This is a genomic window from Bacillus sp. SD127, from assembly GCF_058566445.1.
The window spans coordinates 734,625-747,900 of the sequence record NZ_CP191226.1 but is presented as its reverse complement, the minus strand read 5'-3'; the positions used below and the strand labels follow the sequence as shown (position 1 = coordinate 747,900).

General features: G+C 46.3%; 11 protein-coding genes. 2 read left to right on the top strand and 9 right to left on the bottom strand.

What is annotated here, in order from left to right; all coding sequences use genetic code 11:
• Nucleotides 1-60: 60 nt before the first annotated feature.
• From ganA to lutR, 6 genes are all read right to left on the bottom strand, one after another.
• The gene (gene ganA / locus ACQVGS_RS03860) at nt 61-2,124 is read right to left on the bottom strand and encodes a beta-galactosidase GanA (RefSeq protein WP_188323824.1); all 2,064 of its coding nucleotides are present in this window, start codon (nt 2,122-2,124) and stop codon (nt 61-63) included.
• Nucleotides 2,125-2,142: 18 nt separating this feature from the next.
• Complete coding sequence (ganQ, locus tag ACQVGS_RS03855; protein WP_188323317.1) at nt 2,143-2,994, bottom strand: galactooligosaccharide ABC transporter permease GanQ; 852 nt, start codon at nt 2,992-2,994, stop codon at nt 2,143-2,145.
• Nucleotides 2,995-2,997: 3 nt separating this feature from the next.
• The gene (ganP, locus tag ACQVGS_RS03850) at nt 2,998-4,254 is read right to left on the bottom strand and encodes a galactooligosaccharide ABC transporter permease GanP (RefSeq protein WP_024122916.1); all 1,257 of its coding nucleotides are present in this window, start codon (nt 4,252-4,254) and stop codon (nt 2,998-3,000) included.
• Between the two features lie 39 nt (nt 4,255-4,293).
• Nucleotides 4,294-5,559, bottom strand: coding sequence for an arabinogalactan oligomer ABC transporter substrate-binding protein GanS (ganS, locus tag ACQVGS_RS03845; RefSeq protein WP_151174523.1), 1,266 nt, complete (start codon nt 5,557-5,559; stop codon nt 4,294-4,296).
• 150 nt (nt 5,560-5,709) lie between these two features.
• A complete protein-coding gene (ganR, locus tag ACQVGS_RS03840) occupies nt 5,710-6,702 on the bottom strand; it encodes a galactan degradation operon transcriptional regulator GanR (protein ID WP_151174524.1) in 993 nt (330 codons plus the stop codon).
• 172 nt (nt 6,703-6,874) lie between these two features.
• The gene (gene lutR / locus ACQVGS_RS03835) at nt 6,875-7,597 is read right to left on the bottom strand and encodes an L-lactate utilization/bacilysin biosynthesis transcriptional regulator LutR (protein ID WP_024122919.1); all 723 of its coding nucleotides are present in this window, start codon (nt 7,595-7,597) and stop codon (nt 6,875-6,877) included.
• A gap of 224 nt (nt 7,598-7,821) precedes the next feature.
• Between lutR and lutP the strand changes: the two genes are divergently transcribed.
• Nucleotides 7,822-9,513: an L-lactate permease LutP gene (lutP, locus tag ACQVGS_RS03830; RefSeq protein WP_106019586.1), complete on the top strand. Its 1,692-nt coding sequence runs from the start codon at nt 7,822-7,824 to the stop codon at nt 9,511-9,513.
• 26 nt (nt 9,514-9,539) lie between these two features.
• Here the strand turns inward: lutP and rpoN are convergent, their stop codons facing one another.
• Nucleotides 9,540-10,850 carry an RNA polymerase factor sigma-54 gene (gene rpoN / locus ACQVGS_RS03825; RefSeq protein ID WP_106021974.1) on the bottom strand — a complete coding sequence of 437 codons (1,311 nt, stop codon included), beginning with the start codon at nt 10,848-10,850 and terminating at the stop codon, nt 9,540-9,542.
• Nucleotides 10,851-10,928: 78 nt separating this feature from the next.
• Between rpoN and yvfG the strand changes: the two genes are divergently transcribed.
• On the top strand, nt 10,929-11,147 hold the full coding sequence (gene yvfG / locus ACQVGS_RS03820; protein WP_010331943.1) for a protein YvfG: 219 nt from the start codon (nt 10,929-10,931) through the stop codon (nt 11,145-11,147).
• A gap of 9 nt (nt 11,148-11,156) precedes the next feature.
• Here yvfG and ACQVGS_RS03815 read toward each other — a convergent pair whose 3' ends face one another.
• The gene (locus ACQVGS_RS03815) at nt 11,157-12,125 is read right to left on the bottom strand and encodes a polysaccharide pyruvyl transferase family protein (RefSeq protein WP_188323318.1); all 969 of its coding nucleotides are present in this window, start codon (nt 12,123-12,125) and stop codon (nt 11,157-11,159) included.
• Nucleotides 12,104-13,270: a DegT/DnrJ/EryC1/StrS family aminotransferase gene (locus tag ACQVGS_RS03810; RefSeq protein ID WP_188323319.1), complete on the bottom strand. Its 1,167-nt coding sequence runs from the start codon at nt 13,268-13,270 to the stop codon at nt 12,104-12,106. The genes ACQVGS_RS03815 and ACQVGS_RS03810 overlap by 22 nt, the downstream gene beginning before the upstream one ends.
• Between the last annotated feature and the right edge of the window lie 6 nt (nt 13,271-13,276).

Here is a 13,276-nt window from a genome sequence, read left to right as displayed (position 1 = left end):
CCACCCTCTCACGTAAGCGATTTCAAAAAAGACCCTGCCCATATAGAGCTGAGGCACACCTCAATGTGAGTTCACGACAATTCTCACTTCATATTTTTCCAAGATCAGGTCTCCTGAAAGCATTTCACCAGTAACGATATCCTTCACACGCTTATCAAACGAAACCAGCTGCTGTTGTTCCGTAAAATTCATGATGAAGATATAGTCATTGTGCTGATCCTGTCTCGCCTGTACGGAGACGCCTTTACCATGCTTAACCGGAAAAACCGGAGACAAAGACAGTTCTTTTATCAAATCTTGATAAAAATCCCGGTGAAATTGATCCTCTAAACGCGCGCCGATAAAATACGCTTTTCCTTGTTCATATTGATGGCTTGTAACCGCAGGAGTATGCGCATAAAAGTCATCCTGATACACACCCTCTGCCGTTGCGGCTTTCAATTCGATCACCGTTGCATAATCTTTCATTTCATACGTTTGATTGCGGTAGCTGACGGCATTTCGGTCTTTCGGATACAGCGTATCTGTTTCGAGCGGCTCAATTCCAAATATCGTTTGCAAGTCTGGGTGCCAGCCGCCTGTGTACGTTAAGTCATGCTCGTTGACGATTCCGCTGATATAGGTCATCACCAAGGTTCCGCCGTTAGCCGTAAACTTCTTTAATCGCGAAATGGTTTCTTCACTGATTACATACAGCATGGGGACGATCAGCAGCTTATACGCTGAAAAATCTTGTTCTTTTGTAATGACGTCGACCGGGATATCCTGTTCCCAGAATGTGCGGTAATGCTGCTGCAGTGTTTGCGGATAACGCTTTGTCGCTTTTGCAAATCCCTGAGCGTCCTCAAGCGCCCAATTATTTTCCCAATCATACAAAATAGCAGCTTCAGACGGTCTCTTCGTTCCAACGACTTCAGACAGCTGTTCCAATGTCTCCCCGACTTTTGCCACTTCTTGAAAGACGCGGTTCTTTGTGCTGTTGTCATGATCCACAATCGCCCCATGCAGTTTTTCCGATGATCCTCGTGATTTTCGAAATTGGAAATAGAGGACGCTGTCTGATCCGTGGGCAATCATTTGCATAGATGAAAGCAGGTTCATGCCCGGGCGTTTTGCTTTGTTTACGTTATGCCAATTGACAGCGCTAGGCGTACACTCCATTAATAGAAAGGGCTGCTGCTTCAGGCTTCTGTACAGATCATTGATAAAGCCGACCTTCATCGCCAAATCTGCTGTGCTTTCCCAATCATTGTGCCACACAGGATAAGCGTCCCAGCTGATAACATCCACATGCTTTGCAAATTTGCTGTAGTCGAGACCCTGATAAGGAATTAAATCTGGTGTATCACCCATAAAATTCGTTGTTATCGGAATGTCCGGCGTCAGCTCTTTCAGCGGTACGATTTCATTTTCATAAAAGGAAATCGTTTGATCCGTGACAAACCGGCGCCAGTCTAAGTTCAGGCCGTGCAAGCCATTTTCTCCAATCGGGGAAGGGCTTTCAATTTGTGACCAGTCATTAAATGTATGACTCCAAAACGGCGTCCACCACGCGTTATTTAATACCTTGAGACTATTGTCATATTTCGTTTTCAGCCACTCTCTGAAAGCGTGCTGACATTGGTCACAGTGGCATTCTCCTCCATATTCGTTGGAAATATGCCACATGAAAAGCGATGGATGTCCGCGGTATCTTTCTGCTAATAAACGGTTGATGTGCCGCGTTTTTTCACGATAGACCTTGGACGTCAGGCAGTGGTTATGCCGGCCTCCGTGCAGCTGTTTCACTCTGGAGGCATTGACCCGCAGCACTTCAGGGTAGGTTTGCGACAGCCAGGCAGGACGCGCTCCGCTCGGCGTTGCTAAAATGACACGGCCGCCGATACTGTGGATACGGTCAAAAACATCATCAAGCCATTCAAATTGATATACACCTTCCTCCGGCTCAAGCGCACTCCATGCAAAAATGCCGACAGAAAACGTATTGGTATGGGAAAGCTTCATCAGCTTTATATCGTCGGCTAAAATATCCGGCCGATCCAGCCATTGATCAGGGTTGTAGTCTCCTCCGTGGAGCATAAACTTCGCTTTTGTAACGTGCTTTTTTTCAAGCTTTGACATGATTTTCTCCCCCTTATTCTCTTATCCTTTCGTTCCGCCTGCGGTTAATCCGGACACAAAATTCTTTTGCAGCATGATAAAGATGACGGCAACCGGAATGCTGATGAGCAAGGCACCCGCCGCAAATGTCGTATAGCTTGCTCCCATGACATCATTGACTAAATTGAATAAGCCTACGGGCAATGTATATGATTCAGGTGTTCTCAATATCGTTGATGACAAAACAAAATCTCCGAGCGGGCCGGTAAATCCATTCATCGCAACCACTGCCGCCATCGGTTTTGACAAAGGCAGGATGATCTGCAAAAAGATCCTCGTGCTGCTTGCCCCGTCAATCTTTGCGCTTTCGTCTAAATCAATCGGAATGGAATCCATATATCCTTTCATCAAGTACGTATTCATCGGGATCAGGCCGCCGATATAAAGCAGGATCAGCAGCCAATGGCTGTTGATCATTCCTAACATTTGAGCCAGCACAAACAAGGCGATCAATGCAGAAAACTGAGGAATCATTTGCAGCAATAAAAAGAGCGTTAATGCGTATTTCCTCCCTTTAAACCGAAAGCGGGAAAACGCATAAGCCGTAAACGTCACACAGATCAGTGAGCCAGCCATCGTAAACAGGCTGATTTTTATCGAATTGATATACCACTGCACATATTGAAGGCTTTCTTTGCCCGCAAATAATTCTTTGTAGTGGTCAAATGTCGGATTCTTCGGAATGAGGGATGTACTGATTAAACTGTTGCCGGGATTAAAGCTGGCGCCTGCCGTCCAAAGGAGAGGATACAAAATGATGACCGCCATGCAGGCTAAAAACAAGTAAGAGAAAAGGAGCCGCATAAATTTTCTGACCTTCATATCTGCCAGCATGTCTCAGCCCTCCTCTTTAAAAGACTTCGTCTGTCTGAATTGCCACAATGCAATGGCGATCACAAACACAGACAATAAAATGGTTAAAGCAGCCGCAAGGGAATATTGGCTGGACTGCATCGTCAATTTATAAATCCACGATACGAGGATATCTGTTCCGCCGGCTGTTGATCCCGCAACAGCCGGACCGCCTCCATTGAAAAGATAAATAATATTGAAGTTATTAAAATTAAATGTGAATTGCGTAATGATAATCGGAGCCATCGCAATGAACACCATCGGGAGCGTGATGTATCTCAGCTTTGAGAAGATGGAAGCACCATCAATTGTCGCCGCTTCATAAAGATCTTCAGGAATCGATTGCAAAACACCCGTTGAAACAAGGAAGATATACGGAAAACCAAGCCAGCCTTGCATGAGGATCAGCGCCAGCCTCGACCAATTCGCATCTGTCATCCACGGAAGCGGATCAATGCCAAAGAAAGCCAAGATGTCATGATTCATTGCGCCGAAACTATCGTTAAACAAACCGGCAAAAATTAAAATCGTGACAAATCCGGGAACAGCCCATGGCAAAATCAAAATAGTCCGGAAAAACCGTTTAAACCGGATGTCTTTCTGATTCACAATGATCGCCAGCCATATCCCCAGACTGACTTGCAGAGTAGAAGCACAAAGCGTCCACACCACCGTCCAAGCCAGCACATCAAAAAAGGTCGAGCGCCAAATATCGACAGTAAAAATATCAGTGAAGGTTTGAAAACCAACCCAATCTACTAATTTAGCAGGAGGAGAATGATATAAATCATAGTTTGTAAAAGCTAAGGCAAAGCTGAATAAGATGGGAAAAATCACCGCGAAAACTAAAATAAACAGAGATGGTCCGCTGACGACATATGGATAGCCCTGAGCGACGATATTTTGATATTGTTCCTTGAGAGAGCTCAAGGGCCTCTTTTCATCACGGCGTTTTCCGCTTTGATAAGCGTCTCGCAAATTCACATAATATACCGCAAGTCCAAAGCATGTCACAATGACAGCGATAATGCCTTCCGCCAGCAGAAACACCGAGTTATCCCGCGGCACCTCTGTTCCCAGCGTAAAGATTCCCCAAAGCCCCATATTCAGCAAATCTCCAAATACCGCAAAAAACGATGCGCCCAAGAGGAGAAACAGGAGGCCTTTAATCCATTGTTTGTTGTAGAATTGACCAAGGCCCGGAATGATTGACAATAACAAAGCGACTTTACGATGCTGCACCGTTTTCACCTCTCTTACAATACAAATCTACTTTTCTCTTTATGTTCCGCTATGCTTTGCCTTCATCTGCCCTTTGGCCGTTTCGGCAGCCTGATCTAAGGCTTTTTTCGGGTCCGCTTTTCCTGTTGCAATCGTTTGTAATGCCGAATCAGCCGGGGTCCATATTTCATTCATTTCCGGTATATTCGGCGTCTGCTCTGAGAAACGGGATTGTTCGGTAACCGCCCGTGCCGCTTCGCTTTTCATAATAGCCGTGTCACTTGCTAACGATTGAACGGCCGGAACTTCTTTCGTTTGTTCATATCGTTTTTTGGAATTCTTTTCATTTGTCAGAAAAACGGCTAACTCTTGCGCCAGCTCTGCATGTTTTGAAAATGCGCTGACATTGTAGCTTTTGACGCCGATAAAGGAGCTCATGTTTTTGCCGTTTTCCAGCTTCGGAAGCTTGGTGATGCCATAATCAATTCCCGCTTTCGAAAAGGCTTCTACATTCCACGGGCCTGAGATAATCGCAGCAGCCTTTCCTTCTGTAAACAGTGATTCGAGTACATTGATTCCCTGCTCTCCGACAATGCCAGCCGGGAATAAGCCGTCTTGATAAAACTTCTGAATCAGCTCAGCGCCTTTGACAGCGCCTTCATTATTGATTCCAAGATCAGACGGATCATCGTTTCCATCCTTATCCTTTCCAAAGATATATCCGCCGTACCCGCCCATGACACTTTGCGCGTAATAAATTTGATCAAATAAGGCTAAAAATCCAAACTTGCTGCCATCAGCCGTTTTTTTAGAGTAGTCGTACCACTCTTCCAGCGTTTGCGGCAATTCGTCCTCTGAGATGAGATCTTTGTTATAAAAAAGCACTGTTGTTTCGACGGCTTTAGGTAGGCCATAAAGCTTCTGATCCACCATTTGAGACTGAATGGATGCGTCTGTGTAGAGCGATTGAACATCCTTTTCAACGTTTAATTCTTTGATTAATCCCTCTGTGACAGCCGTTCCGATCTGGTCACCGGGCATGGTCAACAGGTCAGGCCCTGTGCCGGCCGGGCCGTCCATACGCAAATCTTCAATCTGCTGGGCATAAGGTTTTTCAACAACTTTGACCTTTACATCATGCTCTTTTTCAAATTCGGCAACAGCGTCTTTAATGCCGATGCTTTTTTCTTTATCCTCCCACACGACAAGCTCCGAGCCCTTTGAACTTGTTTTTTCGCTGCTGCTTTCCTGCGGTCCGCAGGCGGCTAAAGATAAACTGACAGCCGCGCAGAGCATGACACCGGCGTACTTTTTTATCATTTTCATCAATTGTCACCCTTCCGTATTAGATGAAAGCGCTTTAAAAATAATATAGCATAACTGAGAAAATGTGTAAACAAACTATTTACTCTTATAAGTAAATTTTTTTACCAAACAAAAAATGACTTAGGATACTAAGCCATTTTGAAATACGATTTAATTCATGCTCTTTCTGACGATTAATTCACCTCCCATATATAACGTTTTAACCGTTTTCCGCTTTTCCAGCACTTGCTCAAGCAATAATTCCACAGCGTTTTTACATAGTTCCTTGATATCAATATGAAAGGTCGTCAGCGGCGGAGAGACGTACTTGGCAAAGCTGATGTTATTGATGCTCACGACGCTCACTCTGTTTGGTATCGCGATTCCTTTTTCATTCAGGGCTTGCAGACAGCCGACCGCAATCGGGTCTGCCGCGATAAAAAAGGCGGTCGGAAGCTGATCACCCAATGCTTCAATCGCTTTAGTCATCAGGCGGTAGCCATTTTCGACGGAGAAGCCGCGGTGGCATAAAATATAGCGCTCGTCCAGCATCCCTTTTTCCTGCATATAGGATCGGAACGTTTTTTCACGAATATCCATTTCATCTTGATTCGTGTTCGGATTTTTGTACGTGCCGCCAATAAATCCGATATTCTTATGCCCTTTTTCAACTAGGATGTTTACCGTTCTCTTCGTCATTTGCGCTAAGTCCGGCCTTACCGAATCAAAATGGTCGGGATCAGGGGAAGAGTCAATAAAAACACCGTTCTCCGTCAGATTTCTGAGAAACGCTAATTCTTTATCAGAAAAGGTGCCCACGGCAATAAAACCTTCTGTATGAGCTGGAATGCATTCAATACCGTCCGTTATTTTATAGGTCGTCATGTCGACATTGAAGGTTTTCGCCAATTTCTCTACTTCTAATCTCATTGTTTTGAAATAGACATCTTCCAGCTCCTCTTGATCTGTCAGCCAATATAAAAAAGCAATGTGTTTCACCAGCGGCCTTACAGTTTTCTTGCGATAATTAAGTTTCTCTGCGGCTTCATAGATCTTTTCACGCGTCTCGTCCGGTACAGAAAGGCTCTCATCGTTATTTAAAACGCGGGAAACGGTTGAAATCGAAAATCCCGCGGCTTGTGCGATATCTTTAATTGTCGCCATTATATCTGCCTCCATTTTTAAGCATGCCAGTGGTCGTTTTAGTAAAATATTTTACTTTCTTTTTCGTAAATGTCAAGCTGTGTCAGCCGCACAATATAAATAAGACTGAACCATTACAGCTCAGTCTTGGTTGTGTGTATGCACCGGCAGAATTGCCCGGGAAATGAGTCGGTTATTGCACGTTTTCCTCAAAATATCCCGAAAGGACATCTTCCACATTCGTCAAGTGTGCCAGCATCGCTTCTTCCGCCTGTGCTCCATCCTGGGCAGCCACGGCATTATAAATCCGTTCATGCTCCTCATAAAGCCGCTGTACCGAGGTCTTCTTGGAAAACAGCCAGATTTTCCGCGTTTCTCTCATCGTTTCCAGCAGCAATGATGATACGTGATTCATCAGATGTTTGAGCAGATCGTTTTGTGAAGCGTCAGCGAGTGCCAAATGAAAGGCGAAGTCTGCTTTTTCACCTAGCTCCCCGTCTGCTTCAATCTCCCCCATTTCCTTTAACGCCGCATGAATGCTTTGGAGATTCTCTTCTGTCCGTTTTTCGGCAGCTAATGAAGCCACGCCGATTTCAAGCAACTTTCTGACCTCGAGCAGCTGTTTGACATCTTCTTTTTTCATTAAAAGGGCGGCTGACAGAGGCTGAGAAATTTGATCAGGTTCAAACTCCTTCAGATAGGTGCCTTCTCCCTGTTTCATTTCGACAAGCCCCATCGCTTTTAATGCGGAAAGCGCTTCGCGCACCGCTGAACGGCTGACTTGAAAGCTTTCGGAAAGCGCCTGAACGGAGTCAAGTTTATCCCCCGGCTTCAGTTGGCCGGTTTTGATCATATCTAATAATGCATCCGCTACTTCTTCATATATCTTTTTTGTTTTAATCTGTTTATATTTCAATGCAATTCACCCCGCAACTTGTAGGTCTGGCTGTTTACGATCTATTATACTCCCTTTTGGGCGCCGCCAAAAGATTTAGACAATTTCGTCAAAAAGTCTTGTACTTTGATTTTTTTCAAAATATAATGCTAGGTAACTGGTCTTATTATCTAGTCATCAGATGATCATATCACCTTTAGAAACCGCTTACACATAGCCAGTTATGTTTGAAGGAGGGGTTTGAGATGCAATGGACACAGGCATATACGCCTATAGGGGGAAATTTGCTTTTATCTGCGCTTGCCGCACTTGTACCGATTATTTTCTTTTTCTGGGCACTCGCAATTAAACGAATGAAGGGGTATACAGCGGGATTGTCCACCTTGGGAATCGCGCTGCTGATTGCTGTATTGATTTACGGGATGCCGGCGGAAAAAGCGCTGATGTCCGCTACACAAGGAGCCGTATACGGCATTCTGCCAATCGGCTGGATCATTGTGACGTCTGTTTTTTTGTATAAAATCACTGTAAAAACGGGACAGTTTGATATTATTCGCAGCTCTGTTCTCTCCATTACCGATGACCGCCGGCTTCAGGCGCTGCTGATCGCTTTCTCATTCGGGGCTTTTTTAGAAGGAGCGGCGGGCTTCGGGGCGCCGGTCGCGATTTCGGCCGCACTGCTTGTCGGTCTCGGTTTTAACCCTCTTTATGCGGCGGGGATCTGTTTGATTGCCAATACGGCGCCAGTAGCCTTTGGGGCGATTGGGATTCCGATTACAGCTGTAGAAGGGCCGACAGGGATTCCGGCGATGGAGATTTCTCAAATGGTCGGGCGGCAGCTGCCGTTTTTATCTGTATTTATTCCTCTTTATTTAATTATCATTATGAGCGGATTCAGGAAAGCCTTTGAGGTATGGCCGGCGATTCTTGTTTCCGGTGTTTCCTTTGCCGCTGTTCAGTATCTCAGTTCCAACTTTCTGGGGCCGGAGCTGCCGGATGTTTTGTCGGCGCTAGTGTCGATGGCTGCGCTAGCTGTGTTTTTGAAATGGTGGAAGCCGAAGAAGACATTCCGGTTTGCGGGGGAGCGGGAATCGGCCGCCGCGATTGAAACGGCAAAACTGCACCCTGATGCACCGGCTTACACCGGCGGGCAGATTTTTAAGGCCTGGTCGCCGTTTCTGCTGCTGACGGTGATGATTTCTGTTTGGGGCATTCCTTCGGTCAAATCCGCGCTGACAGGGCATTATGAAGGCACAGCCATTGTCTTAAAATGGCTGAATGTGATTGGAGAACAGCTGACTTTTGCTCCTGGGGTGCCTTTTTTGAACAAACAGATCGTCAATGCTGACGGCACTCCGATTGAAGCGGTTTATAAGCTTGAGGTGCTCGGTTCGGCAGGCACCGCGATTTTAATTGCCGCAGTGCTGTCAAAATTCATCACGTCGATTTCGTGGAAAGACTGGGGAGCTGTTTTTAGCGAAACACTGAAGGAATTGAAGTTTCCGATTTTAACGATCGCCTCGGTCGTTGGTTTTGCATATGTCACCAACTCCTCGGGAATGAGCACGACGCTCGGCATGACGCTGGCGCTGACAGGCTCGATGTTTACCTTCTTTTCGCCGGTTCTCGGCTGGCTCGGCGTCTTTATTACCGGCTCGGATACGTCGGCTAACCTGCTGTTTGGAAACCTGCAGAAAGTAACGGCCTTATCGGTCGGAATGGACCCTGTCCTATCGGTCGCGGCCAATTCATCAGGCGGCGTCACCGGCAAAATGATTTCCCCGCAGTCAATCGCGGTCGCGTGTGCGGCAGTCGGACTCGCCGGGAAGGAGTCGGATCTTTTCCGCTTTACGATCAAGCACAGCTTGTTTTTGCTGCTGCTCGTCTGTATCATCACCTTTTTGCAGCACCAGTTTTTCAGCTGGATGATCCCGTAAAAAAATCCTCCCTTACAGGGAGGATTTTATTTGTACCGTTTTCTTGCTGCCGATGACGGAATGTTCAATTGATCGCGGTATTTCGCCACTGTGCGTCTGGAGATTTGGATGCGGTGCTGTTCATATAACAGGTCGGCAAGCTTTTGATCTGAGAGGGGTTTTGTTTTATCCTCTTGCTGAATCAATGCTTGAAGATGCGTTTTGACCGCATAGTTGGATGTATCGCCATCCCCAGAGGCCTCTGCTTTTCCTGAGAAGAACATCTTCATCTCAAACAATCCGTAAGGCGTTTGTATCGTTTTCCCTTTAATGGCCCGGCTGATGGTTGATTCATGCAGGCCCAGACAATCCGCCACCTCTCTCAGTGTCAGCGGCTTCATGGCGCTCCGCCCTTTCAGGAAAAAATCTTTTTGACGTGCGGTCAGCTCATTTACAATTCTGGTGATCGTCTGCTTCCGCTGCCTCAGCGCGCGGCTCAGCCAGCGCCACTCCTGATATTTCGCAGATAAATAGGAAACCGTATCCTGACAGGCGCCCGACGATAGAAGCGGCCTGTACTGCGGATGCAGCTCAATCTCCGGGAACGAGCGGCTGTTCAGTTCCGCTGTGATCTGGCCGTTTTTAACGATGATGAAAATGTCAGGTTCAATATACATATCCTGCTCCGGACTGGCAAACAGAAGGCCGGGTCTTGGGTGAAGCGCAGCAATTTTATCAGAAATATCCTGAATCGCGTGAAGCGGGATTCCAGTTTCTTTTGAAAGCGCTTTCCAGTTTTTTTGCGCAAATACATCAAAGTGTTCTGAAACAAGCAGTTCTGCCTGTTCATTTCTGTTCGGGAGACGCTGTAATTGCAGCAGAATACACTCTTGAAGAGATCTTGCGCCGATTCCCGCTGGTTCAAGCGACTGAAGTTTTCTCAGAACCGCTTCCGCTTCCTCTGCCGAAACAGACAGGCGCCGGGCTGCCTCCTCCACATCTTCCTCCAGATATCCGTTTGAATCAAGCGAATGTATCAGATAATTAAAAATCTTTTTTTCAGTGTTTGACAGATTCATATCCAGCGACTGCTGTTTGAGGACATCCTGCAGTGTTTTTTGCGGATTGCTTAATTGAAGGCCCGTCTCCTGCCTGCTGATCCTGTTTTTGCTTGTTTTATGGTAAGATAGTGGCGGTGTGTCTGTTTCCTTTCGTTCAATAAGAGGGTTTTCCAGTGAGAGCTCATCAATGTATTCGGCCAGTTCCGCCGAATGATAGCCAAGCAGCGTGATGGCCTGCCTGAGCTCCTGTGTCAGTTGAGGCTTTAGTACTTGTACTTGCTGAAGTTTCATATCCATCTTGCTCACTCCCCTTTCTTCATTGTACATGATTGGGATGACACCGTATACATTTATGAAAAAGGAGCTGCCAAAGAAATGTCTGAACTTTTTTCTGTACCGTATTTTATTGAAAACTTAAAGCAGCATATTGAAATGAACCCGTCTGAGGATAAGATCCACGCAATGAACAGCTACTACCGTTCTGTGGTCTCAACACTTGTGCAGGATCAGCTGACAAAAAACTCAGTTGTCCTGAAGCGGATTCAGCATTTAGATGAAGCCTACAACAAGGTAAAACGCGGAGAAACAAAATAAACCTTCCGCTCACATATGAGCAGGAAGGTTTTCCTTCTTTGAGGCGTCCCGAATGATTTGAGTATTTGGCACTCCCTCCATCCAAGTATGATAGTAATTGGCGTTTTTTCCGTAGGAATTATCAATGACCGTGTTTTCTTTTTGAAGAAGAGAAGACAAAATATGGCCGTGCAGCCTTGACGTTTCCACCGATTTGTAACGGCTGAAAAAGCGAATGGCTTTGGTGACGATGTAATCCGAGTATTTTCTCCATATAAATGCGATCGGCAGAGGATTGCCCGCTTTTTTGTTCAGGACGTTCAGCGTTTGGAGAAAAGCGATTGTCCGGCGGTCTGAAGCTGACAGCACTGTACGCCAGTCATAGCTTTCCGCTTGCGCATGTCTTTGAAGCTCATCATTTGCTTCATGATCTGTTCTGATAAATCTCAGCTTTTGGCCGGTCGGCTGCTGTGTCGGAATGATGGGAAACAGCTGATGGGCCATATCAGGCAAAAGCTTGATATGATTGTTTTGAAAGTACGCCTGTGCCGTGGCATAGGAGGCTTTTTCCCTTGTGATGATATGCAGATTTGAATGGGCAGAGAAAATGTCAGCCGTCCGTTTTAAGTTGTCTTCATTTTGAAAATAGATGGATTGCGGCAGAATGACGATTTTGTGGTTTGGATAGGTTTGAACGATTTTCTCTCTAAATCCTTGATAGTACGGATACAAATCCCCGAAGTTGCCGCCTCCCTGGCAGACGATGATCAGATTCGGATCAAGCTTACGCCCGATTGGGAAATTGTCTGGATTCCAGCGGTTTCTGACCCGAATGTCATTTTCTTTAAAAAAGGCTTCCGTTCCTTTCATAATAAATAGATCCCCTACATTTCCGTATAGAGGATAGTCGGCGTAAATGATTTCGGATTGCTTCGGAATCATTTCGAGCAGCCCGGCCAGTTTTTTCTTCAGGCTGATCATTGAATGCTTGCTGTCCATCTCTTCACCTCTGTTGTTTGGAATAAGTGTAACAACACATCGATTACTCGGTCTTGATCTTCTTCGGTCATATTTGTTCCGGATGGGAGGCAGATCCCTCGCCTGAATAAGGTTTCGCACACACTTTCAGAATCTGAATGGGAATAAAATGCAGACGAAGTAAACAGAGGCTGGGTATGCAGCGGCTTCCAAAGCGGTCTCGCTTCAATCTGTTCTTCAGCAAGATGCTGAACTACCTCATATGGAATCAGCCCGTTATCGAGCGTGAGTGCAGTAAGCCAGCGGTTGGACACGCCTTCCGAGTATTCCGGCATAAAGCAAACGCCATCTATGCTGCCAAGCGCTTTTTCGTACCTCGCAAAAATCTCCCGTCTTTTCTCCACCCGCTCATCCAGCACCTCAAGCTGGGCAATGCCGACTCCGGCAAGGATATTGCTCAATCTGTAGTTGTGCCCGATTTCACTGTGCTGATAATGAACAGCAGGATCGCGGGCCTGTGAAGCGAGAAATCTTGCTTTTTCAATGGCGGCTTCATCGTCTGATACAAGCATCCCGCCTCCTGAAGTGGTAATGATTTTGTTTCCATTAAATGAATAAACGCCGAAACGGCCGAATGTCCCGCTCTGCTTCCCTTTATAGACCGAACCGAGGGATTCAGCCGCATCCTCAATGACCGGCACGCCGTATAAGCCGCACAGGCTTACAATCTCATCCATTTTCGCGCTTTGTCCGTACAGGTTGACGGCAATGACCGCTTTTGGCGGATTTCCATTTCGTTTCGCTTCCCCCAGTGCTCTTTCAAGTGCTTTCGGAGACATATTCCACGTATCCGGCTCAGAATCTATAAAAACAGGCACCGCTTTTTCATATAAAATCGGGTTTGCCGTTGCCACAAATGTAAAGGACGGACAAAACACGATGTCTCCCGCTTTTACATCCAGCAAACGTAGCGCCAAATGAATCGCGGCGGTGCCTGAGCTGACCGCAGCCGCCCCTTTGGCGCCGACTCGTTCAGCCAGTTTTTCTTCAAATGTATTCACAAGCGGCCCAAGCGGCGCAATCCAGTTAGAGCGAAAGGCTTCTGAAATATAGTGCTGCTCCCTGCCGCTCATATGAGGGGCGGATAAGTAAATTTTTTTATGCATGTAACC

Excerpts from the sequence above, each read along its gene's own strand:
- ganQ (WP_188323317.1), bottom strand. The coding sequence starts at position 2,994 with ATGCTGGCAGATATGAAGGTCAGAAAATTTATGCGGCTCCTTTTCTCT.
- ganS (WP_151174523.1), bottom strand. The coding sequence starts at position 5,559 with ATGAAAATGATAAAAAAGTACGCCGGTGTCATGCTCTGCGCGGCTGTC.
- ganR (WP_151174524.1), bottom strand. The coding sequence starts at position 6,702 with ATGGCGACAATTAAAGATATCGCACAAGCCGCGGGATTTTCGATTTCA.
- lutP (WP_106019586.1), top strand. The coding sequence starts at position 7,822 with ATGCAATGGACACAGGCATATACGCCTATAGGGGGAAATTTGCTTTTA.
- rpoN (WP_106021974.1), bottom strand. The coding sequence starts at position 10,850 with ATGGATATGAAACTTCAGCAAGTACAAGTACTAAAGCCTCAACTGACA.
- yvfG (WP_010331943.1), top strand. The coding sequence starts at position 10,929 with ATGTCTGAACTTTTTTCTGTACCGTATTTTATTGAAAACTTAAAGCAG.
- ACQVGS_RS03815 (WP_188323318.1), bottom strand. The coding sequence starts at position 12,125 with ATGGACAGCAAGCATTCAATGATCAGCCTGAAGAAAAAACTGGCCGGG.
- ACQVGS_RS03810 (WP_188323319.1), bottom strand. The coding sequence starts at position 13,270 with ATGCATAAAAAAATTTACTTATCCGCCCCTCATATGAGCGGCAGGGAG.